The 21,848-nt window shown below is 42.7% G+C and carries 19 protein-coding genes; 12 read left to right on the plus strand and 7 right to left on the minus strand.

Going from position 1 to position 21,848, the window contains the following annotated elements; translation table 11 throughout:
• Positions 1-2 precede the first annotated feature (2 nt).
• Complete coding sequence (ftsY, locus tag H5181_RS06735; protein ID WP_182750579.1) at positions 3-1,718, minus strand: signal recognition particle-docking protein FtsY; 1,716 nt, start codon at positions 1,716-1,718, stop codon at positions 3-5.
• Positions 1,719-1,898: 180 nt separating this feature from the next.
• On the opposite strand from ftsY, the gene rsmD reads away from it, so the two are divergent.
• Together rsmD and H5181_RS06745 are read left to right on the plus strand one after the other, a co-directional pair.
• Positions 1,899-2,498: a 16S rRNA (guanine(966)-N(2))-methyltransferase RsmD gene (gene rsmD, locus H5181_RS06740; protein WP_182750580.1), complete on the plus strand. Its 600-nt coding sequence runs from the start codon at positions 1,899-1,901 to the stop codon at positions 2,496-2,498.
• Positions 2,499-2,508: 10 nt separating this feature from the next.
• Positions 2,509-2,805 carry a DUF1145 domain-containing protein gene (locus H5181_RS06745; protein WP_182750581.1) on the plus strand — a complete coding sequence of 99 codons (297 nt, stop codon included), beginning with the start codon at positions 2,509-2,511 and terminating at the stop codon, positions 2,803-2,805.
• 78 nt (positions 2,806-2,883) lie between these two features.
• Here the strand turns inward: H5181_RS06745 and H5181_RS06750 are convergent, their stop codons facing one another.
• Positions 2,884-3,447: a NapC/NirT family cytochrome c gene (locus H5181_RS06750; RefSeq protein WP_011635762.1), complete on the minus strand. Its 564-nt coding sequence runs from the start codon at positions 3,445-3,447 to the stop codon at positions 2,884-2,886.
• A 692-nt stretch (positions 3,448-4,139) separates the two neighbouring features.
• Here H5181_RS06750 and H5181_RS06755 point away from each other — a divergent pair.
• From H5181_RS06755 to H5181_RS06780, 6 genes are all read left to right on the plus strand, one after another.
• On the plus strand, positions 4,140-4,886 hold the full coding sequence (locus H5181_RS06755) for a PepSY domain-containing protein (RefSeq protein WP_182750582.1): 747 nt from the start codon (positions 4,140-4,142) through the stop codon (positions 4,884-4,886).
• Positions 4,886-5,611 (plus strand): PepSY domain-containing protein, encoded by a 726-nt coding sequence (locus tag H5181_RS06760; RefSeq protein ID WP_182750583.1) that lies wholly within the window; start codon positions 4,886-4,888, stop codon positions 5,609-5,611. The genes H5181_RS06755 and H5181_RS06760 overlap by 1 nt, the downstream gene beginning before the upstream one ends.
• A 183-nt stretch (positions 5,612-5,794) precedes the next feature.
• The gene (locus H5181_RS06765; protein WP_182750584.1) at positions 5,795-6,241 is read left to right on the plus strand and encodes a CopL family metal-binding regulatory protein; all 447 of its coding nucleotides are present in this window, start codon (positions 5,795-5,797) and stop codon (positions 6,239-6,241) included.
• 105 nt (positions 6,242-6,346) lie between these two features.
• The gene (locus tag H5181_RS06770; RefSeq protein WP_011635758.1) at positions 6,347-6,664 is read left to right on the plus strand and encodes a heavy metal-binding domain-containing protein; all 318 of its coding nucleotides are present in this window, start codon (positions 6,347-6,349) and stop codon (positions 6,662-6,664) included.
• Positions 6,665-6,759: 95 nt separating this feature from the next.
• Positions 6,760-8,268 (plus strand): efflux RND transporter periplasmic adaptor subunit, encoded by a 1,509-nt coding sequence (locus H5181_RS06775; protein ID WP_182750585.1) that lies wholly within the window; start codon positions 6,760-6,762, stop codon positions 8,266-8,268.
• Between the two features lie 11 nt (positions 8,269-8,279).
• Complete coding sequence (locus H5181_RS06780) at positions 8,280-11,423, plus strand: efflux RND transporter permease subunit (RefSeq protein ID WP_123883621.1); 3,144 nt, start codon at positions 8,280-8,282, stop codon at positions 11,421-11,423.
• A gap of 96 nt (positions 11,424-11,519) precedes the next feature.
• Here the strand turns inward: H5181_RS06780 and H5181_RS06785 are convergent, their stop codons facing one another.
• The 5 genes from H5181_RS06785 to plsB form a co-directional block, all read right to left on the minus strand.
• Positions 11,520-11,786, minus strand: a complete 267-nt coding sequence (locus H5181_RS06785) for a hypothetical protein (protein WP_123883622.1) — start codon at positions 11,784-11,786, stop codon at positions 11,520-11,522.
• Positions 11,783-12,046: a hypothetical protein gene (locus H5181_RS06790; protein ID WP_059745865.1), complete on the minus strand. Its 264-nt coding sequence runs from the start codon at positions 12,044-12,046 to the stop codon at positions 11,783-11,785. The genes H5181_RS06785 and H5181_RS06790 overlap by 4 nt, the downstream gene beginning before the upstream one ends.
• 231 nt (positions 12,047-12,277) lie before the next feature.
• Positions 12,278-13,054, minus strand: a complete 777-nt coding sequence (locus tag H5181_RS06795; RefSeq protein ID WP_182750586.1) for a VOC family protein — start codon at positions 13,052-13,054, stop codon at positions 12,278-12,280.
• A gap of 144 nt (positions 13,055-13,198) precedes the next feature.
• Entirely contained in the window at positions 13,199-14,455 is a 1,257-nt protein-coding gene (gene mtr / locus H5181_RS06800) for a tryptophan permease (protein WP_011635752.1), read from the minus strand.
• Entirely contained in the window at positions 14,455-16,878 is a 2,424-nt protein-coding gene (gene plsB / locus H5181_RS06805) for a glycerol-3-phosphate 1-O-acyltransferase PlsB (RefSeq protein ID WP_123883624.1), read from the minus strand. Before plsB ends, mtr begins: the two co-directional genes overlap by 1 nt.
• A gap of 264 nt (positions 16,879-17,142) precedes the next feature.
• On the opposite strand from plsB, the gene lexA reads away from it, so the two are divergent.
• The 4 genes from lexA to ctaD all read left to right on the plus strand — a co-directional run bounded on the left by lexA (position 17,143) and on the right by ctaD (position 21,847).
• On the plus strand, positions 17,143-17,757 hold the full coding sequence (lexA, locus tag H5181_RS06810; protein WP_059745867.1) for a transcriptional repressor LexA: 615 nt from the start codon (positions 17,143-17,145) through the stop codon (positions 17,755-17,757).
• Positions 17,754-18,260: a cell division inhibitor SulA gene (locus tag H5181_RS06815; protein WP_059745868.1), complete on the plus strand. Its 507-nt coding sequence runs from the start codon at positions 17,754-17,756 to the stop codon at positions 18,258-18,260. Before lexA ends, H5181_RS06815 begins: the two co-directional genes overlap by 4 nt.
• Positions 18,261-18,655: 395 nt before the next feature.
• The gene (gene coxB / locus H5181_RS06820) at positions 18,656-20,242 is read left to right on the plus strand and encodes a cytochrome c oxidase subunit II (protein ID WP_011635748.1); all 1,587 of its coding nucleotides are present in this window, start codon (positions 18,656-18,658) and stop codon (positions 20,240-20,242) included.
• Between the two features lie 9 nt (positions 20,243-20,251).
• Complete coding sequence (ctaD, locus tag H5181_RS06825; RefSeq protein ID WP_011635747.1) at positions 20,252-21,847, plus strand: cytochrome c oxidase subunit I; 1,596 nt, start codon at positions 20,252-20,254, stop codon at positions 21,845-21,847.
• The last annotated feature ends 1 nt before the right edge of the window (position 21,848 follow it).

Genomic DNA, 21,848 nt, shown 5'->3' on the forward strand with positions numbered 1-21,848 from the left:
AATTATTGGTCCGTTTTATCCTGGCTAAATAATGCTTCAATAAAATCATTGGAGTTAAAAGTACGCAAATCATCAATTTGCTCACCGACACCAATATGACGAATAGGAATAGAAAACTTATCGGCAATCGCAAAAATCACCCCGCCTTTGGCGGTACCATCTAATTTACTGATGGTAATCCCCGTCACGCCAACCGCTTCTTTAAACAACTGTGCTTGGCTAATAGCATTCTGACCAGTGCTAGCATCTAGCGTTAGCATGACTTCATGAGGCGAATCTGGGTCGAGTTTTTTCATCACTCGCACGACTTTTTTCAACTCTTCCATTAAGTGACTTTTGTTTTGCAAACGTCCCGCTGTATCTGCAATTAATACGTCTACTTTACGCGCTTTAGCGGCTTGTAAGGCATCGAATATAACTGAAGCACTGTCTGCGCCAGTATGCTGGGCCACTACCGGAATGTTATTGCGTTGTCCCCACACTTGTAACTGCTCAACTGCCGCTGCGCGGAAGGTATCGCCGGCAGCTAACATGACAGATTTACCTTGGCTTTGGTACTGTTTAGCCAGTTTACCAATCGTGGTGGTTTTACCTACACCATTGACACCAATCATAAGAATGACAAATGGGCCATTGGCGTTATCGGGAACTAAAGGAATAGCTACCGGATCGAGCATTTTTTGCATTTCTTCACGCATTAAATCATAAAGCGCTTCAGCATCTTTAAGCTGCTTACGAGATGCATGCTCGGTCAGGCTTTTAATTAATTTATTGGTGGTTTCAACACCCACATCAGCGATTAACAATTGTTCTTCGAGTTCTTCAAATAACTCTTCATTAATTTTTTTACCGCGGAATAAGCCAATGAAGCCAGAACCAATATTCTCACTGGTGCGCATTAAGCCACGTTTTAAGCGGGCAAACATACCCTCTTTTTGTGGTTTAGCTTGCGGTTCATCTTGTTGTGCTAACTCAATAGACTCTATCGGTGCTTGTTGCTCGGCTGCCTGTTGTTCTGCTAATTGTTGTTCTGCTAATTGCTGTGCGGCTAGTTCTGCAGCTAAGGCTTCAGTTGCTAACGTTTCTGCTGCAGTACGCTCAGCATCGACACGGGCTTGTTCTACTCGTTCATTGTCGATACGCTCTTGCTCAAGACGCTTCGTTTCTAGATGAAGCTGTTCAAGACGCAGTTGTTCAACACGTTCGGCTTCTAAGCGTTCAGTTTCTAAACGCTGAGTCTCTTGTGCTTGCTTTTGTTGCTCAGCCTGCTCAGCGGCTAGCTTTTCTGCAGCAATACGCTCAGCATCGATACGGGCTTGTTCTACTCGTTCACTGTCGACACGCTCTTGCTCAAGACGCTTATTTTCTAGATCAAGCTGTTCAAGACGAAGTTGTTCAACACGTTCAGCTTCTAAACGTTCAGTCTCTAGTGCTTGCTTTTGTTGCTCTGCCTGCTCAGTAGCTAGCTTTTCTGCGGCGAGCTTTTCTGAGGTTAAAACATCAGCGGCCAACTTATCTGCAGCAATACGCTCAGCGTCGATACGGGCTTGTTCTGCAAGCTCAGTTTCAAGACGTTCTTGCTGCTCAGCTGGTTGAGGTTGCTCTGCAGTCTCTGTTACAACTTCATTCTCCGCATCAACATCGAGTTGCTGCTGTTCTTCAACTTCAGGGACGGGCTTATCTTTACGAAACCAGGAAAAAAAACCTTTCTTTGCCATGTTTGCTACCAGTATTTATATGCTTAAAAATTCAGTTGAAGCCGTTTGTTGCATCTCTCACCAGTAAAATGATGAATACTCACATTTAATCACAAGTTTGATATAAAATAACGACGGTTCAGATTGTGGCATAGTCTACCACTTTCTTTTTTCTTTGTTCAGGCAAATCACGAGGATGAGATGGCTAAAAAAAATACCAGCAGCGGTCAGGTGCGGATTATTTCAGGTCAATGGCGATCTCGTAAGCTACCGATCCATGATCTTGAAGGTCTACGCCCGACAACAGATCGCGTTCGCGAGACCTTATTCAATTGGCTTGCTAATGATATCCGTGGTGCCAAAGTGCTCGATTGCTTTGCCGGCAGCGGTGCATTATGCCTTGAGGCTTTATCCCGTTATGCTAGCTTTGCAACCATAATTGAACTGCAAAAAAATGCTGCTAATCAGCTAAAACAAAATCTTGCCACCCTGCAATGTCAAAATGCAGAGGTTATTAATGCCGACAGTTTGCAAGTGCTTGCTAAAGGTACACCAGGTGGGTTTGATATTGTGTTTATCGATCCACCGTTTCGTAAAGATTTAGTAAACAAAACCATTGAGTTATTAATGCAACATCAATGGTTAAACCCCAATGCACAAATTTATCTCGAAACCGAATCAGAATTAACCTCAGTCAATGTGCCAGCAACCTGGGTTGCCTTAAAAGAAAAAATGGCAGGTCAAGTATGTTATCGACTGTACCAATACCTGCCGAACGATAACCTGTTATCGGTCGATTAAGTTAATGCCGATGTCTATAAACGATATTGTACTGATTGGTAAAACGGCCACTTTGTCGATGTGGTGTTTGCTGGCTTACGGCTTTTTTATTTTCAGCCCAGATGTCTCACTATTTTTAAATGTGTTCGCCAGTATCACCGCGGCAATGCACATGATACTTGTACTACTCACACGCTTAAAAAATCTTCGTAACAATAAGCCTGCAGTACATTATCGAGAGATTTTGCTGTGGGGAGTATTTGCACTATTTGAGCAATATCATTCACGGCATTCTAGCCCGCTTGTTAACGGCATCAACAAATATTAAAAATGGCGATTATCTGAGGCATTGGCATAAAAAAACCTCGTTATTTAACGAGGTTTTTTAGTTAACAACATCGGCACATTACTTTTTAGGGTAAGGATGCGCGACACCTTTATGACAATCGACACAGGTCTTTCTGTCTTCTGGTGCTTTTTTAAAGTTCATACTGTGCATTCTTACGGCCATTTTCTTCATCGTATCAGGCTGATCTTCATAAATACGAGTGTGGCAATGCTGACAGTTAGCAGAATCATTACTGCGGAAGTATTTTAAGGCTAGGTCCGCTTGTTCTTTACGGTTTTCATCTAACCATTCTTGCGTCATAAAGCCATCAATGGTCATCAAGCCAATAATGTCTTTAGAAACAATGATTTTTTTAACTAAATAATCAAATGGGCCATGTGGTAAGTGACAATCTTGACATTGCACGGTGACACCTGCTCTACCACCACCATGAGCTGACGCCATAACCTCATCTCTTAACGAATGGTCACGGTGACATGTCATACAAAAAGCATCGCTACTTGTTGCATGTAAAGTTTGTTGTGTTGCGAAATAACCCACGACACCCACAATTACACCAACCACAATGAGGGCAATAATCGAGTACTTCGCGCTTGGTTTAAATAGTGCACGCCAGTTCATTGTTCAATCTCCGTAATAGCAAAAAAGGAATTTCTAATATTTATAAGTCTAGTTTAGGATTATTCGAAATTATAAAATTGATTTTAGTCGCTATTTTGAGAATTGCTTATCTAAAATATGTCTAAAATGCGAGCTAGATCTCGACTTTTACTCGTGCCGTACCAAAACAAACACCGATTACCGAATCAAACTACCGAAGTGGTTAATGAGGATAACGTTGAACCACAAGATTAGCTTAGTAGTCACCGAACTTGAGTTATAAGTTTGAGTTTTGCCTTCGTCCTTGGCTAGTGGGTAATAATACTTAATGCAAAACATTAACCACAGAAATTTAGATAAATGCATCATATTTGGTAAAGGGTATGAGATAACATTTATCTCCTGCCCTTTACCAAATATTAGCGAAACAATCACTCACTGCCCGCTAATTCATTCGGCGTTAGCGCTGACGACTAATATTGAGTGTGATGCGACTTCATTGCAGGCATCGCATTGTTAGCCACTAATTGCATGCTAGTGATGCTATTGGCGTCCGTTGACAGCTCTTCTTTAACTTCACGATTAACATAAATTGCTGCAAACTATGAGTCACTTAACAGATAATGGTATCTCGATGGTCATTTATAGCTTGATTTACTAGCGTAAAACACTTTCTAACTAAACCAATAATAAAAATAATAAGGTTAATTTGAATGCATAAAACCGCAAGAACACTCCATAAATGGTTGATGCTGTTTCTCGGGCTACAGTTTGTGATTTGGTCAGTAACTGGAACATATATGGTGTTTATGCATATTGACTATATTCATGGGGATTCGCTCATCAGTAACCCCCAAACAAAAATCAATCCCGATAAAATGCAGTATTCATTGGCAAAACTGTTACAAACTTATCCTGAAGCAGAGCAAATAAGTGTCGGTAAACTGATGCAACAAGACGTATACAGCTTCTCTATCCCGACCATAAAATCGACTCAGCAGGTACTGCTAAATGCGCAAACAGGTGAACGTTTATCGCCACTTAATCAAACGGCAGCCATAGCATTAGCGCAATATTATTACCTTGGTAATGAGCCGATTACCGAGGTGAGTTTACTGACCGATAACCCACCTTTTGAACTCAGTGCTCGTCACTTACCGGCGTGGCGAATTAATTTCGACCACTTTTCCGCACCATCACTTTATATCTCAGCTGACAGTGGATTATTAGTAGGCAAGCGCCATGCATTTTGGCGTTTATTCGACTGGGTGTTTCGTTTTCATGTGATGGATTATGGTGATGCTGAAGAAATCGATAATCAATTATTATTCTGGATAGCATTGTTCTCAACTTTAGCTACCGTTAGCGGGTTAATATTAGTGTATTTCAGAGTATTACGTCGTACTAAAAACAAACGCAAACCTATGTTGAGCAAGCGTAAACACAGTGGGGTTGCCTAATGTTTTGGGTAAGAAAACTGCATAAATGGGCATCAGTCATTGTAGGGGTTCAGTTACTCCTTTGGTTAATCAGCGGGCTGTATTTTAATCTTATGGATCACAATAAAGCCCAAGGACTTACCCACCTTAACGACACTCACACTGAAGTGGTAATAGAGACTCATCGTTTGCGTGAACCTAGTACTATTTTGGCCGCCTTTAAACCTAGCGTATCGCTTAACATCATTACTTTATTAGATAAACCTTACTACCTATTAACCCATGAAAAAGGCTTATACAATCATCTTAACAATGACTACAGCTTGGTTGATGCTTATGACGGTAACCAAGTAATAATTGATACCACAATGGCACAACAGTTGGCCAAAGCATCTTATTCTGGAGAGGCTACAATAAGTTCAACTCTCTTACTCACTCCGCCGTTAGACGACTTTCCTAAACAGCACAATGACACTTGGCAGATAAACTTTGCTGATAACATTGACACCAGCGTTTATATTGAAGCGCAGTCGGGTCGACTTGTCGGCCACAGTGATGAGCATACACGTTTAGCCGATATATTTTTTATGCTGCACTTTATGGATTACACCAGTGAAGGCAGTTTTAATAACATCCCTATCATGATTTTTGCATTTATCACTTTATGGTTAACTTTTAGTGGGTTAATTTGGGTGATTGATATGCTCAAGCGCAACAGGTATCGACCCAAATTAAAACGTAGATAATGGCGATTTTAACGTAAGTCGCCCCTAAATTAATGAAATGGAATGTGTATCACACGAAAATGATAATAAAAACGTTATTATTATTTTCTGATTAATGAATATAATCTGTTATTACTTGAAAGATGTTTACTGAAGTAAAGGTCTGTTAAGCTAACCCCTAATAAACGACTTGGTTAAAGCTAAATGAGAGCAAAGCAGTCAAACTATTGGATCATCGCCATCACTTTGTTCGCACTTGTCGGACAGGGGTTGTTGACTAATGACAGTTTGATGGTGCCGATGGCCCATGCAGAAATGGCTCAAACAATGTCCGCTCAAACCGATAAAACAACCAACACCACATCAGCCATGTCACACAAGGCAATGAAGAACTGCCACGATGATATGCAAAATGCCGTCAATGATGTGGACGAACCTATTGCCACAAAGTTACCGCAAAACAGCTGTTGTAATGGGTCCGGATTTTGCAGCTTGGATTGTAACCACTGTTTAACTATTTCGTTTACCGCCAACCTAATTGATATTCCATTGGCCACGACCAGTACTCCCGTTTACTCTGCACCGCTTACGATGGTTGTTAACCATGTGTCAATCGCTTTCCCTCCCGCGTTCCGCCCTCCTATCGCTTAATTCAATTGATCATTCTTGTGCGTTGAGCACATTCAATATTATTGTTTTTTAGCGTTTATCATCATGCCGGTTGTCAGTATTGTCATGATGAATATCGAGGTTATTATGAAAAAATTCCCATTTTTTAATGTGCTATTAAGTGCATTCGTTGGGGTCATCATCCCCGCAGCTCTCACATCAACTGTTGCTTATGGTGCAGAGCACGATCATGCCCAGCATCAGTCGCAAGCCACTAAAACCTATACCTGCCCGATGCATCCTGAAGTGATCAGCGATAAAGAGGGGCGCTGTCCCATCTGTAATATGTTTCTCGTCGTCAAAGATGATCAACAAGAGTCCAGCGCAGGCGACACTCAACATCCGATGGCTAACATGCATGGCGCTATTCCAAAAGAACCAAGCCTAGCAGACAAGTTTAACTGATCATTCTTGTGTGTTGAGCACATTCAACATTATTGTTTTTAGCGTTTATCATCATGGCAATCTTCAGTATTGCCATGATGAATATCGAGGTTGTTATGAAGAAATTCCCACTTTCTAGTGTGCTATTAGGCGCGTTTGTTGGGGTAATGATCCCCGCGGCTTTCACATCACCTGTCGCTTATGGCGCAGAGCACGATCATGCCCAGCATCAGTCGCAAGCCAGTAAAACTTATACTTGCCCGATGCATCCTGAAGTGATCAGTGATAAAGAGGGAACCTGCCCCATCTGTAATATGTTTCTCGTCGTCAAAGAAGAGGAAGAAGAGTCCACCATTGACGACACTCAAGATCCAATGGCAAATATGCAAAGTGCGACTTCTGTAAAACAAAGCCAAGCAGATAAGGTGTTTAGCCAACCTAAACCTACATTAGTGCCGGCAGTAAATCAGAGCGACAGCACCAATGTAAAATATGTTTGTCCAATGCATCCACATGTGGTGTCCGATGCTCCTGGAACCTGCCCTATTTGCGGGATGAATTTAGAGAAAGTCACCGTTACCGATGCAAGCCAAGAAATTGTTGTCGGTGTTTCTGGCGGGATGCAACAAGCTTTGGGTATGCGAAGCCATGTAGTTGAAAAAACCAGTTTGTCGCGCCAAGTGAATACCATAGGCACGGTGCAATATAATGAAAATGCGATTGGCCATGTGCATACACGCGCAACCGGATGGATAGAAACGCTCACGGTACATAACGTGGGACAACAGATAAAAAAAGGCCAACTTTTATATGAGCTTTATTCACCCGAGCTCGTCAATGCCCAAGACGACTATTCCCAAGCTCAAGACTACCTTTTGCAAGATAAAAAACGAGGTAGCAGTTTATTACTTAAAGCACGTAAACGCTTAGAGCTGCTTGGCGTCGATACCTCGATAATTGATCGTTTAGAAAAAACCGGTGAAACCATTTTTAAAGTGCCTTTTTATGCCCCACAAGATGGCTTTATCAGTAAGCTAACCGTGCGTCATGGCATGTATATTCAGCCTGGAGATACCTTGTTTGAAATCGTTAATTTAGACAGTGTATGGGTCATTGCTGATGTATTTGAAAATGAACAAAGCTGGCTACAACAAGGCCGTAAAGTCAGTGTTAGTGCTGCAGCACAAGGGCTGTTTGATATTGACTCGACAATTGACTATATCTACCCAGAATTAGACCCTGTCACCCGAGCGATGCGGGTGCGGATCAAGCTTAACAATCATAACGACAAACTCAGACCTGGCAGTTTAGTTGATGTGACCTTATTTGGCCTGCCAAAAGATAATGTGCTCACTGTACCAACTGAAGCACTGATCCTTACCGGACGTGAAAACCGCGTGGTGGTGCAACGCAGTGATACCAGCTTTGCTTCCGTGCCAGTCAAAATTGGTATGATGGCAGACGGTAGAGCCGAAATCTTAGAAGGACTGAATGAACATGACAAAGTGGTTATTTCAGGGCAGTTCTTATTGGACTCAGAAGCCAGTATTCAAGGCAGTTTACAGCGTTTAAGTAATGCGCCAACGACCAAAGAATCAACCACTACCGATGCTCACCAGCACTAAGGAGCACGACAATGTTAGCAAAAATTATCAGTGCTTCAATAAAGCAACGCGTTATGGTGTTGATACTCACGGCCGTTATCGCGTTAGTGGGTTATCAAGCCATGCGCATGACCCCACTGGACGCGCTACCTGATTTATCAGACGTACAAGTTATTGTAAAAACCTCTTACCCAGGCCAAGCACCGCAATTAGTTGAAGACCAAATTACCTATCCATTGTCATCGGCCATGCTGGCCGTGCCAGGAGCCAAAACAGTACGTGGTTTTTCAATGTTTGGTGACTCATTTGTGTATGTCATATTTGAAGATGGCACCGACATCTATTGGGCACGTTCACGCGTGCTTGAATACTTATCGCAAACCCAAGACCAACTGCCAGCTGGTGTCACACCCAGTATTGGCCCAGATGCATCGGGAGTGGGTTGGATTTTCCAATATGCCTTAGTCGATCGTAACGGACAGTATGATTTAGCCCAACTGCGTTCATTACAAGATTGGTTTTTAAAACTTGAATTACAAAGTGTTGCCGGAGTATCCGAAGTTGCGACTGTTGGCGGTATGGAACAAACATATCAAGTGGTGGTCGACCCACATAAGTTAGCACTGTATAAAATCGACTTAATGACCATTAAAAACGCCTTAGACAGCTCAAATAGCTCGACTGGTGGATCGGTTATTGAAATGGCCGAAGCAGAATACATGATCACTTCAAGTGGTTATCGCCAAACCATTGCCGACTTTGCAGAAATTCCACTGGGCATTTTATCTGAAACTGGCACGCCGGTATTAATGAAAGACGTTGCCCAACTACGAACTGGCCCAGCGGCGCGTCGTGGTATTGCCGAACTCGATGGCAAAGGCGAAGTTGTCGGCGGTATTGTGGTGATGCGCTATGGTGAAAATGCTCTTGAAACCATTAATAATGTTAAACAGAAACTCAAGGAGATCAGTAATGGATTACCTGATGGGGTCGAATTAGTCACCACTTATGATCGCTCAGAGTTAATCTTACGCTCAGTCGATAACCTTAAGCATAAAGTGCTAGAAGAAATGCTGGTTGTCGGACTTATTTGCCTACTATTTTTACTGCATGCACGCTCAACGTTAGTCGCGATAATCACCTTACCTATTTCGATTTTAGTCAGCTTTATCGCCATGAATATCATTGGTGTCAATGCCAATATTATGAGCTTAGGCGGTATTGCCATTGCCATAGGAGCGGTGGTTGATGCGTCAATTGTGATGGTCGAAAATACCCATAAACATTTGGAACACTATCGCCAAAAACACGGTAAAGCTCCTGAGGGGGATGACCATTGGCAACTAGTTAAAGAAGCTTCAATTGAGGTTGGCCCTGCATTATTTTTCAGCTTATTGATTATCACCCTAAGCTTTACGCCGGTCTTTGCCCTTGAAGCGCAAGAAGGACGTTTATTTCACCCGCTAGCCTTTACCAAAACCTTCGCTATGGCGGCATCTGCCATTTTAGCAATTACCTTAATTCCGGTGTTAATGGGTTATTTTGTGCGAGGTAAAATCCCTGATGAGCGTAAAAACCCCATTAGCCGAGTATTAATTGCCATATATCAACCATTGTTAAAATGGGTACTGCATTTTCCTAAAATCACCATCGGATTAGCCATTATTGTGCTATTCAGTGCTTACTACCCATTAAGCCAAATGGGCTCGGAGTTTATGCCCACCTTAGAAGAAGGTGACCTACTTTATATGCCCACCACGCTACCCAGTGTAAGTGCAGGCAAAGCAGCAGAAATATTGCAGCAAACAGACCGGCTGATAAAAACAGTACCCGAAGTTAAACGCGTGTTTGGCAAAGTGGGCCGAGCCATTACAGCAACAGACCCAGCGCCGCTAACGATGTTAGAAACCACCATCATGCTCAAACCGCCTGGCGAATGGCGTGAAGGCGTAACCTTAGAGAGCATTATTGCAGAACTGCAAAAAACCGTGCGTATTCCAGGAATGACCAATGCTTGGGTGCAACCGATTAAAACCCGTATCGATATGTTATCTACCGGCGTGAGAACGCCTGTCGGCATAAAAATATCGGGCGCAAATGTTGAAGAGCTACAACGTATTGGTGCAGAAATAGAAGCGGTAGTAAACCAATTACCGGGAACTGAATCGGCATTTTCACAGCGTAGTAGCGGCGGCCGTTATATTGATATCACACCAGACCTTAAAAATGCTGCACGTTATGGCATGACCTTAAAAGACATCCAAGATGTGGTAAAGATTGCCATTGGTGGCATGACAATAGGTGAATCAATACAAGGTCAAGAACGCTATCCTATCAATATTCGTTATCCACGAGAGCTACGTGACAACATCGAGAAACTCAGAAATTTACCGGTACTGACTAAAACGGGTAAGTACTTACCGTTAAGTTATCTAGCCGAGCTGAAAATTACCGATGGTGCGCCTATGCTAGCCAGTGAAAACGGTCGCCTTATCTCGTGGGTGTTTGTCGATCTGAAAGACATTTCTATCGGTGAATATATCGTTGCAGCAGAAAAGGCACTTAAACAACAAATTACCCTTCCTCCACGCTACAACTATAGCTTTGCTGGGCAATACGAGTACATGCAACGCGTAGACGCCAAAATGAAAATGGTGATCCCATTAATGATCGCGGTGATTTTTATGTTGCTGATGATGACTTTCAACTCAGTAATACAAGCATCTGTAATCATGTTAAGTTTACCTTTTTCATTGGTGGGTAGCGCATGGCTACTGTATGGACTCGATTTTAATTTTTCAGTTGCTGTATCTGTCGGCATGATTGCCTTAGCTGGGGTCGCCGCTGAGTTTGGCGTAGTGATGCAGGTGTACCTTAATAATAGTATTAAGGCCTATAAAGAAGCCGACAACTACCACAGCAAAGCGGATTTAACGGCTGCATTAATTGAAGGTGCAGTGATGCGCATTCGCCCTAAAGCCATGACCGTCGCCACCATCTTTTTTGGTTTACTACCGATCATGTGGGGCAGCGGTACGGGTAATGAAGTGATGCAAAAAATTGCTGCGCCTATGGTCGGAGGAATGGTCACAGCGCCGCTACTGTCGCTATTTGTTATCCCAGCAATTTACTTGCTGATATATGGCCGTAAATTGCCCAAGCAATCATTCTCTTAAATTTATTTAACCAGAGTTGAGGTTATTACTTTTACCCCTATCAATAAAAATCCCAAACGATTAATCGCTTGGGATTTTTATATGCTAATCACAATGTTATTTACGCTTAAGTGATTCATTAAGTTGGTCGGCTTCATCTTGTTTCTTTTTACGACACGCAGCAATATCTTCAGGATGCCCATATTTGCATGGATCGCTGGCTAAAATTGCCCTAGGGACATTCAGTATCATGTAATCTGTGTCATTTTTATTGTCATCTGCATTGCCAATATTATTACCAATATTGATGATATCGGTACCACGGCATCCCGTAAGTATCACTAAGCTAGATAACAAGCTTAATTGGATTATCCGTTTTTTCATTGTTGTAATATTCCTTGTTTTTGACGCGCAAGCAGCATCATGCGGATAATCCCCCATAGCATAATAATCGCACCGATAATCAACATAATAATAATGATCAAAGGGTTGGCTAACATAGGCAAGAAATCTTGGTCAAACCCTACAAGGATACCGTAGAGCCCAAGACCAAATAATATCGTGCCAGGAAAATCGATCAGTGCCACTAACAACATACTGCGATGAATACTGGCTAATGTGATTTGGGTGTTTTCCTGTGTCATTCACTCATCCTTGTTTAAATACACTAACTCTTACCAACAACTAATAGTAACACTCTACTAACAGTAACATTTTTCCAACAACTCAATATGACATCACTTAATAATCAAGGTTCAATCGGCCTTCTATCTTAAATCGGCACTCTACATTAAATGATACTCTAGCTTTAATCGGCAACACACGAATATAAATAATCAACATTCATTATGTAAAAATATAATTTTCAGATCTATTTATTCCGCAGCAAATAACGCAATAATTGAAAAAACCCCACCTTGTGGATCATTGAGTACTGAAAAACGGCCTACGTTAGGAATATCGGTTGCTGGCACACAAACAGTAGCTCCCAAGGTTTGTGCTTTAGTCACTGATACATCACAGTCATCAACGGCAAAGTAACTCATCCAGTGGGCAGGAGTATCACCCCACTCTGCAGTCATTGCCATCATTCCGCCAATGGCTTGTTCATCCGCATACCATTCGGTGTATTCAAAATCAGCCACATCATTAAGCTTAGTTTGGTAACCTAATACTTGGCTATAAAACTGTTTCGCCGCAGCGGTATCACGACAAGCAAGCTCAACCCAACATAGGGTATTTGATTCTTGCGATCGCTTAATGCCAATATGGTCTTGGCCTTGCCATAATGCAAATCGACAGCCTTCTGGATCTGTGCATAGCGCCATACGGCCAGCATCTCCAACAGAATGTGGCCCAGCAATAATCTCACCTCCAGCTTGAGTCACAGCCTTAGAGGTAGCATCAACATCATCGACCGCAAAATAAATTGTCCAATGAGTCGGTAAGGCTTCCATTTCTGCTGGCATTGGGTACATTGCAGCAATATCATCACCGTCGATTTGCAGCATAGTATAATGCCCTTCTGGCATAGGCATATCATCTGCTCCCCAGCCAAATAGCGCCTGATAAAATGCTTTACCTGCCGCCCAATCATGAGTTGCTAATTCAATCCAGCAAGGCTGTCCTTGTTGATACTGTTGTACCTTCATTATCCTAATCCTTTATAAAAATAGTTGCCTTGATATAGCCAACATGAAACTTGTCTCATAAGTTAAGTCGATATCAGCAGAAAAGCAAAAAGCCTTCAAACGAAGGCTTTTAGGCTAAAAGTTGTTTCACCGGAATTTTTGCGTCTATTTAAACACCGGCAATATATCGGCCATGGCCAGCAAATGACATGTGGCAGTGATAACTCCAAACAACACCACAATAGCAATTAACGGAGTTCCACCAGGGACTTTAAATCCCTTTGAGTCAGGATATTGTTGTCTTACTTTATAGGCTAATAACGCTGGTACAATAACAGCCCAAATAGTGGCAGCTAGCGCAGCAAAACCAATCGCTAAAATAAATCCATTCGGAAATAACAAACCAAGGATTGTTGGTGGCACAAACGTGACCGCTGCAGTTTTAATTCGTCCTGATCGCGAGTCGTCAAACCCAAATAAATCAGCAAGGTAATCGAACAAGCCTAGTGTCACACCTAAAAATGATGAGGCAACGGCAAGGTTAGCAAATAGGGTTAGCATGTTATCAAGCCATTGGCTGGCAATAACCCCAGACAACGCACCCACTAACACACCTATATTGCCACCTTGAGCAATAATATCGGCAAACTGGCTTCGTTGAATATTACCCATCGTTGCCACTAACCAACATATATAAATTACCAATGCGATAGTGGTTCCAGTAATAATGGCTTTAACGATGGTTTTGGCATCTTTACCGTAATATTTGACTAAACTTGGCACATTGCCGTGATAACCAAAACTGGCTAAGCCAAATGGAATCGCGGCAAGTAAATAAGGCAGGTAACGCGATTCACCATCAGGCGACACTAGCTTTATGGTATCGATATCGATTAATAAGTTACCAATAGCCAAAAAGAAAGTAATCACCATGCCGCCAAGCATGATTGTGGTGATACGGTCGACCGCTTTAGTACTAATAAATACCACCAGAGCCAAAACTACCGCAAACACTAATCCGGCTACGCTCTGCGGTAGGCTTACGCCCAATGCAGACAGACTGTGATTAACAATCGAACCACCACCGCTGATGTAAGCATAGGTTAAAATATATAACACAAACGCAATCGAAACGCCGTTAATCACCCGCCAGAACTGCCCCAGAGTCACCCGAGTTAAGGTGTCAAAACTGTCACCTGGTTCAAAATGCAAATTGGCTTCTAATAACAATAAACCCGACATTAGCATGCAAAACCAAACGCCGAGTAACATCGCGATAGAATAGCCAAACCACATTCCAGCACCAACAACAGGTAACGAAAACATCCCCGCACCCACAGTGGTTCCGGCAATAATCATCGCCCCACCCAATACAGATTTACCGCTGGTACGATGCTTAGCAGCATTCATATGATTAGCCATTATTGTCCGTGCTCCGCTTCCACACTATCAACAATGGTTTGTCTTACTAAAGAGCTGAGTAATTTATTAGCGTTATCACGAATTCTGATCACTTCTGCACGATGTTCGTCGCTGCATAAATAGCCCAATTCTTTCAGTTTCACACTCAGGGTGTTATATAATTTTTTGTCATAAAATTCTGGTGCGGTAATACCGTGCAGCGCGCCTAATCGTTGGGCTAACAAATGGCTATCGCGTTCCAATTCTGAGCGCTCAAGATCAGGTTTTATTGCCAGTAAATTAAAAATAATCGCATAACGTTGCAACGTTTCACTGATAGTTTCGGCTAACAATAACACTTGGGTAATATGACGAGGCGTTATCTCAAATTGATCGCTACCAGTCAGTAAACCTTGTTCAACCATGAAATCTAAAATGCAATCTACATGTTTAGGCACATCATCAATGCCCATAAAGAGTTCAGCTTTAAGCAATGGATAAAAGTCCATTACAATGGCATGAATTCGCTGACGGTCGCACACATCATAATGCACTAAACAACTGGCAATTAATGACGGAAGCGCCATTAAGTGAATAATATTGTTACGGTAATAACTCATGGTGATGGCAATTTTTTCATCAACAGAAATGATTTCGCCAATAAGGTCTTTGGTACTCACAAACTTATTTAACGACAAACAATGATCAACAATTGACTTGCCATTACCTTCTGCCACTGAGGCGTATTCGGTATAAGGAACTGTTTTAAGTAAGGCTAAATACAAATCAAGCTGACGCTCTAACTGGCTTCTTTCTAACGCATTTTGCTCTGACGCTAGTAACACTAAACTGGTCAATGTTACTGAGCTGGCTGCGGCAGCGCCATTGATATTAGTCATTACACGGTTAGCCAATAAATTAACTGATGGCGTAAACCAAGAAGGTTTTTGATCAGGATCTTTAGCTAGCTCATCACGCCACTCTGGCGCCTGCTGATTTAAGAACTGTTGTAAATTAATCGGCTCACCAAAATTCACATAACCTTGGCCAAAATTGCCTAACTTACGAATAGCACCAAAGACCTGCCAAACTGATTCTTTTTTCTTTTTCTTACCGCTTAATTCTTTGTGATACGTCGCCACTTCCATCACATGGTCATAACCTAAATACACGGGTACTAATGTCACTGGGCGCTCTATCCCACGTAGCACACTATTAATTGTCATAGCCAACATACCGGTTTTAGGCGCTAACAAACGTCCGGTACGCGAACGGCCGCCTTCAGTGAAATACTCGACCGCATAACCCTTAGCAAATAACTGATCTAAATATTCACGAAATACAGCGGTATAAAGTTTATTACCATTAAAACTACGACGGATAAAGAATGCCCCACCACGGCGGAACATCGGCCCTGCTGGCCAAAAATTAAGGTTAATACCGGCAGCAATGTGCGGCGGAACCATGCCCTGATAATACAAAATATACGACAGTAGCAAGTAATCCATATGGCTACGATGGCATGGAACATAAACAATTTCATGGCCATCATGATGTAACTGTCTTACTTGTTCGGCACCTTTGATATTGATACCACTGTATAATTTGTTCCATAACCAAGTCAGGAAACGTTCGGCAATACGCACCAAACTATCAGAATAGTCGGCGGCAATTTCATCAAGGTATTCAATGGCGGTTTCACGCGCTTTCTCGACCGTTACTTTCTTATTAGCAGACTCTTCTTCAATGGCTTTTTTGATAGATTCTGATTTTAATAAAGAGGCAAACAACGCTTGTCGATTAGGTAATTGTGGCCCTGTCATCACTTTGCGTTGACGGCGGAAATGCACTCGGGCGACTCGGGTTAATTTGTGAGCAATTCTTTTATCAGTACCATGTTCATCGGCCATATGACGAAGCGATAGTGCATTAGAAAACTGGACGAAATTATGGCGTCCTAAAAATAAAATCATTAACCATTTACGTAACCACGTAGGGTTTTCACGTTCAAATACAGCAGCTTTCATGCTGTCTTCTTCTTTACCGGGTGTACGTCCCCAATAAAGGCAAACAGGAACCAGCTGTATATCTAATTCAGGACTCTCACTGTGAAGTGACAATAAGCTGGTAAAATAATTAAGGAATTTGTCACCACTTTCACGTTTACCAAATAGTGGTTTGCGGCCCTCTAAACAGACCACACGAGGCACCGTTAAGCCATCAAGCTGTAATGGCTCATAAGGACTGGGCAGACCAAAGCCCTCAGTGATTTCGCTCAACGCGGCAATATCGCTAATAGATTCCGTTTTCATTAAATAAACCAAAGGTTTAGTTGGATCTATATTGAGGTCATCAAAAGGATCGTGAGGGACCACAATGGTCTGTACCATCCACTTTTGAATCCATCTTAATGCTCGTAAAAATATTGAATCTGGTTTTGACATGGTTATTTTCGCAACATAAGCCACTGTAATATTGATGTATAGGATACCAGAAACCACCCTGCTTACACTATCAGACCGATCTATCTTTACGCTTAAGCTCTCACTATCAGAAATAACATAAGACAGAACATTAGTAATAGTTAACTAAAACATATTGTTGAGTGATACTTAATCAACAAAATACAAAAAATAGTTGGTTAATACTTGCGCGAACATAAACACTGTATATAATGACAGTCACTGTATAAAAAGACAGGAATCATCATGAGACCGTTAACGCCGCGCCAAGCAGAAATTTTAGACTTAATTAAAAACAATATCGCCGAAACAGGTATGCCACCCACTCGTGCTGAAATTGCGAATCGTCTTGGCTTTAAAAGTGCTAATGCCGCCGAAGAGCATTTAAAAGCATTAGCCAAAAAAGGCTTTATCGAGATCATGCCTGGTACCTCAAGAGGCATTCGTTTACCTCATGAAGAACAGGTTGAAACCGGTCTGCCACTGATTGGGCAGGTTGCTGCTGGTGAACCAATTTTGGCTCAAGAGCATGTAGAGCAATACTATCAAGTCGATCCAAACATGTTTAAGCCCGCCGCAGATTTTTTGCTGCGAGTGCGTGGTGACAGCATGAAAAACATCGGAATTTTAGAAGGCGACTTACTCGCTGTACATAAAATGCAGCAAGCACGTAATGGCCAGGTTGTTGTGGCACGTGTTGATGATGACGTCACCGTAAAACGATTTGAACAAAAAGGTAATGTGATTTATCTGCATGCCGAAAATGAAGATTACAATCCGATAAAAGTAGATTTAAGTTGCCAAAGCCTAACCATCGAAGGGCTTGCCGTTGGCGTTATCCGTAATGGAGATTGGTTATGAACAAACTAATGGGCATCGCGCCACGCCACCCGGGCTTATGGGTAGATTTAACTGAAACAGAACTGCATGGCACCCAAACCATTCAAACATTACAAACTGTCACTCAAGGTGAAGCTGAACTGAGCCAATTGTGCAGCCAGTTAGCGATATTGAGCCAGCAAGGCAGATGGATTGTATTAATTAGCCCGCCCCATATTGGCTATAAACATATGCTGGCAAGTGCTGGTGTAAGAATGGATCGCATTTTACTGGTGCACACCAAAGATGAAGTCGAAACATTATGGGCCATGGAGAAAGCGCTCACTAGCGGTACATCGAGCGCAGTAGTGACTTGGACAAGCTCACTTGATGCTCGCGATAGTCGCCGTTTAGAAATTGTCGCTAAAAGTGCACGTGCATTAGGGGTGGTAATTGAAGATGTGAATGCTCACTTACCTCACAAACATCAACTTGTTAGCCCTACTTTAACAAATGGAACAAGTAATTTTTGCTCATTTCACTAAGCACGAACCCTTCATTACCAAGCCCTGTATTGAATTCAGGGTTTTTTTTCATCTTTTTTCAGCCTATTAGCCAACAAAGTGATCTTGATCAATGTTTAATCTACAAGTAATGTGGTTAACAAGGATGAAACATTTTTTATCTTTAATTGGACGTGAATGACAGTAATCAAGATTACTTTCAGACAAATGAGCCAAATCAAAATTGATAAGTTCAGTCGTAGGTACAAGCGTGGTGCACAGCTAACAATAAAACCGTAGACCGTCTGTTTACAGCCACCAAAGTACTTTGAGGTCATCAAACTTTTTTCGGGAACCGAAGAGTTTGCATAGAGCAGAGAATTACTGTGTGACTCTTCTTTGTAGTTGCTATTTGCAATTAGCAGAGGAGTAGTCTTGTGAAGCAATGGTTGTATTGTTTACTGGTTGTGTTTGTAGCACTTCCGCTTGGGGCAACAGAAATGCCCCTCAACATGACTCAAGGCGTGACAGATATCAGTGGCAAGGTTTACGACCTCCATATGACAATTCTTTATATCTGTTGTGTAATTGGGTTAGTGGTGTTTGGGATCATGATTTACTCAATGATTTATCACCGCAAATCAAAAGGCGCTGTCGCGGCCAATTTTCACGAAAGTACCAAAGTGGAAATTGCTTGGACCGTCATCCCTTTCATCATCTTAATCGGCATGGCTATTCCAGCCACCAAAACCTTGATTGCTATGGAAGATCCCAGTGATGCTGATCTCACCATAAAAATTACTGGGTCGCAGTGGAAGTGGCATTACAGCTATTTTGATAAAGACATCGAATTTTACAGCACATTATCCACCCCCAGAGCTCAAATTGATGGCAGTGAGGCCAAAGGAGAACATTACCTCCTCGAAGTCGATAAGCCATTAGTACTGCCTATTAATCAAAAAGTGCGCTTCTTGATGACATCTGATGATGTTATTCATTCATGGTGGGTGCCGGCGTTTGCCGTTAAAAAAGATGCCAATCCAGGCTTTATTAACGAATCGTGGACCCGCATTGATAAACCCGGTATTTACCGCGGCCAATGTGCCGAATTATGCGGTAAAGACCATGGTTTCATGCCGATTGTGGTGCAAGCATTATCGGAGGCCGATTTTGATAATTGGTTAGTGGAGCAAAAACAACTAGCAAGCAATGCTGCTGCAGCCGCTGCGGCATCAATGTCTAAAACCTTGTCTCTTGAGGAGCTAACCTCACAAGGTGAGCAAATCTATATTGCTAGGTGCGCCGCTTGTCATCAACCCAATGGCGCGGGTCTTCCTGGTGTATTCCCATCATTAATTGGCAGCCCTATCATAAAAGGGCCTGTTGAAGATCACCTGAATATCGTCTTAAACGGTAAACCAGGAACCGCAATGCAAGCCTTTGCAAAACAACTTAGCGCCCAAGAAATTGCCGCAGTAATTACCTTTGAGCGTAATGCCTGGGGCAATAATAGCGGTGATGTAGTGCAAGCAGTTGATATAGGCAACTTTTTAGGCAGTAACGAGGCAAGCACCGAACCAAGTAAAGCAGTAACCGATGCAGCAAGTACTATTGCAGCCACGGCAACTGACATTACCGATGCGGTTACCGACAAAGCCAATCAAGTTGTCGAAGCCGTAGCAGAAACTGTTGTACCAGAGGATCTGCCCACTTTAACCTTGGAGCAATTAATTGCTGAAGGTGAGCAGGTTTATGCTACGACATGTGCTGCGTGTCACCAAGCCACTGGCGCAGGTTTACCTGGCGCTTTCCCTTCACTTATTGGCAGCCCTGTTGTTACCGGACCGGTTAGCGGACATATCGATATCGTTATGCACGGTAAACCAGGAACCGCAATGCAGGCATTTAGTGGTCAACTTAGCCCTCGCAAGATGGCGGCGGTGATTACGTATGAGCGCAATGCGTGGGGCAATAATTCTGGCGAGGCGGTGCAACCTGCCGATGTCGCTAGCCATGGACAGTAGGGGAAAACAATGAGCACAACAACGCACGATACACTGGCTACCGCTCATGATGATCATCATCACGGGGCTCCGAAGGGGCTAATGCGCTGGCTACTCACCACTAACCATAAAGATATTGGATCGCTATATTTATGGTTTAGTTTCATTATGTTTCTTACTGGCGGCGCCATGGCAATGGTCATTCGAGCTGAATTGTTTCAGCCTGGATTACAGCTAGTAGAGCCTAACTTTTTTAATCAGATGACCACAGTTCATGGTCTCATCATGGTGTTTGGGGCGGTGATGCCCGCTTTTACCGGATTAGCTAACTGGTTAATTCCAATGATGATTGGTGCGCCAGATATGGCACTACCGCGAATGAACAACTGGAGCTTTTGGATTTTACCCTTCGCCTTTGCCATGTTATTAGGTTCGCTATTTATGGAAGGCGGCGGTCCTAACTTTGGTTGGACATTCTATGCCCCGCTCTCAACCACCTATAGCCCTGACAGTACCGCCCTATTTGTTTTCTCCATTCACATAATGGGAATAAGTTCGATAATGGGCGCAATTAACGTCATTGTAACCATTGTAAACTTGCGAGCTCCTGGCATGACATGGATGAAGTTACCTTTATTTGTGTGGACCTGGCTTATTACCGCATTTTTACTGATTGCGGTAATGCCAGTGCTCGCAGGTGCGGTCACCATGGTATTAACCGATAAGTTTTTTGGTACTAGCTTTTTTGATGCAGCAGGTGGTGGCGATCCGGTGATGTTCCAGCATATTTTCTGGTTCTTTGGTCATCCCGAAGTTTACATCATGATTTTACCGTCCTTCGGTATTATCTCCGCGATAGTACCAACCTTTAGCCGTAAAAAGCTGTTTGGTTATTCCTCAATGGTTTACGCCACTGCCAGTATTGCCATTTTGTCATTTTTGGTATGGGCACATCACATGTTTACCACTGGTATGCCTGTTTTTGCCGAATTGTTTTTCATGTATTGCACCATGTTGATTGCCATTCCAACCGGGGTGAAAGTGTTTAATTGGGTCGCAACAATGTGGCGCGGTTCTATGACATTTGAAACCCCAATGCTGTTTGCTGTGGCATTCATTATCCTGTTCACCATTGGTGGCTTTTCGGGTTTGATGCTGGCAATTACCCCTGCGGACTTCCAATACCACGACACATACTTTGTCGTAGCTCACTTCCATTATGTACTGGTTACTGGGGCGATATTCTCCATTATGGCGGCGGCTTATTATTGGCTGCCTAAATGGACCGGCCATATGTATAACGAGACCTTAGGCAAGTGGCACTTTTGGTGTTCGGTAATATCCGTCAACGTGTTGTTTTTCCCAATGCACTTTCTAGGTTTAGCGGGTATGCCACGTAGGATCCCCGACTACGCTGTGCAGTTTGCCGATGTGAATCAAATTGTGTCGATTGGTGGCTTTGCATTTGGTTTATCTCAGCTAATTTTCCTTGTTGTGGTACTCAAATGTATCAAGGGTGGCAAACCCGCTGGAGATAATCCTTGGGAAGCAGCCGAAGGCTTGGAATGGTCGATTGCCAGCCCAGCGCCATATCACTCGTTTACCACTCCACCGGAGATTAAATGAG

It is taken from the genome of Shewanella sp. SG44-2, from assembly GCF_014164215.1.
GTDB lineage: Bacteria > Pseudomonadota > Gammaproteobacteria > Enterobacterales > Shewanellaceae > Shewanella > Shewanella frigidimarina.

What these genes read in the sequence shown, in the direction of transcription:
- ftsY (WP_182750579.1), bottom strand. Translation starts at nt 1,718, where the DNA reads ATGGCAAAGAAAGGTTTTTTTTCCTGGTTTCGTAAAGATAAGCCCGTC.
- rsmD (WP_182750580.1), top strand. Translation starts at nt 1,899, where the DNA reads ATGGCTAAAAAAAATACCAGCAGCGGTCAGGTGCGGATTATTTCAGGT.
- H5181_RS06745 (WP_182750581.1), top strand. Translation starts at nt 2,509, where the DNA reads ATGTCTATAAACGATATTGTACTGATTGGTAAAACGGCCACTTTGTCG.
- H5181_RS06750 (WP_011635762.1), bottom strand. Translation starts at nt 3,447, where the DNA reads ATGAACTGGCGTGCACTATTTAAACCAAGCGCGAAGTACTCGATTATT.
- H5181_RS06755 (WP_182750582.1), top strand. Translation starts at nt 4,140, where the DNA reads ATGCATAAAACCGCAAGAACACTCCATAAATGGTTGATGCTGTTTCTC.
- H5181_RS06760 (WP_182750583.1), top strand. Translation starts at nt 4,886, where the DNA reads ATGTTTTGGGTAAGAAAACTGCATAAATGGGCATCAGTCATTGTAGGG.
- H5181_RS06765 (WP_182750584.1), top strand. Translation starts at nt 5,795, where the DNA reads ATGAGAGCAAAGCAGTCAAACTATTGGATCATCGCCATCACTTTGTTC.
- H5181_RS06770 (WP_011635758.1), top strand. Translation starts at nt 6,347, where the DNA reads ATGAAAAAATTCCCATTTTTTAATGTGCTATTAAGTGCATTCGTTGGG.
- H5181_RS06775 (WP_182750585.1), top strand. Translation starts at nt 6,760, where the DNA reads ATGAAGAAATTCCCACTTTCTAGTGTGCTATTAGGCGCGTTTGTTGGG.
- H5181_RS06780 (WP_123883621.1), top strand. Translation starts at nt 8,280, where the DNA reads ATGTTAGCAAAAATTATCAGTGCTTCAATAAAGCAACGCGTTATGGTG.
- H5181_RS06785 (WP_123883622.1), bottom strand. Translation starts at nt 11,786, where the DNA reads ATGAAAAAACGGATAATCCAATTAAGCTTGTTATCTAGCTTAGTGATA.
- H5181_RS06790 (WP_059745865.1), bottom strand. Translation starts at nt 12,046, where the DNA reads ATGACACAGGAAAACACCCAAATCACATTAGCCAGTATTCATCGCAGT.
- H5181_RS06795 (WP_182750586.1), bottom strand. Translation starts at nt 13,054, where the DNA reads ATGAAGGTACAACAGTATCAACAAGGACAGCCTTGCTGGATTGAATTA.
- mtr (WP_011635752.1), bottom strand. Translation starts at nt 14,455, where the DNA reads ATGGCTAATCATATGAATGCTGCTAAGCATCGTACCAGCGGTAAATCT.
- plsB (WP_123883624.1), bottom strand. Translation starts at nt 16,878, where the DNA reads ATGTCAAAACCAGATTCAATATTTTTACGAGCATTAAGATGGATTCAA.
- lexA (WP_059745867.1), top strand. Translation starts at nt 17,143, where the DNA reads ATGAGACCGTTAACGCCGCGCCAAGCAGAAATTTTAGACTTAATTAAA.
- H5181_RS06815 (WP_059745868.1), top strand. Translation starts at nt 17,754, where the DNA reads ATGAACAAACTAATGGGCATCGCGCCACGCCACCCGGGCTTATGGGTA.
- ctaD (WP_011635747.1), top strand. Translation starts at nt 20,252, where the DNA reads ATGAGCACAACAACGCACGATACACTGGCTACCGCTCATGATGATCAT.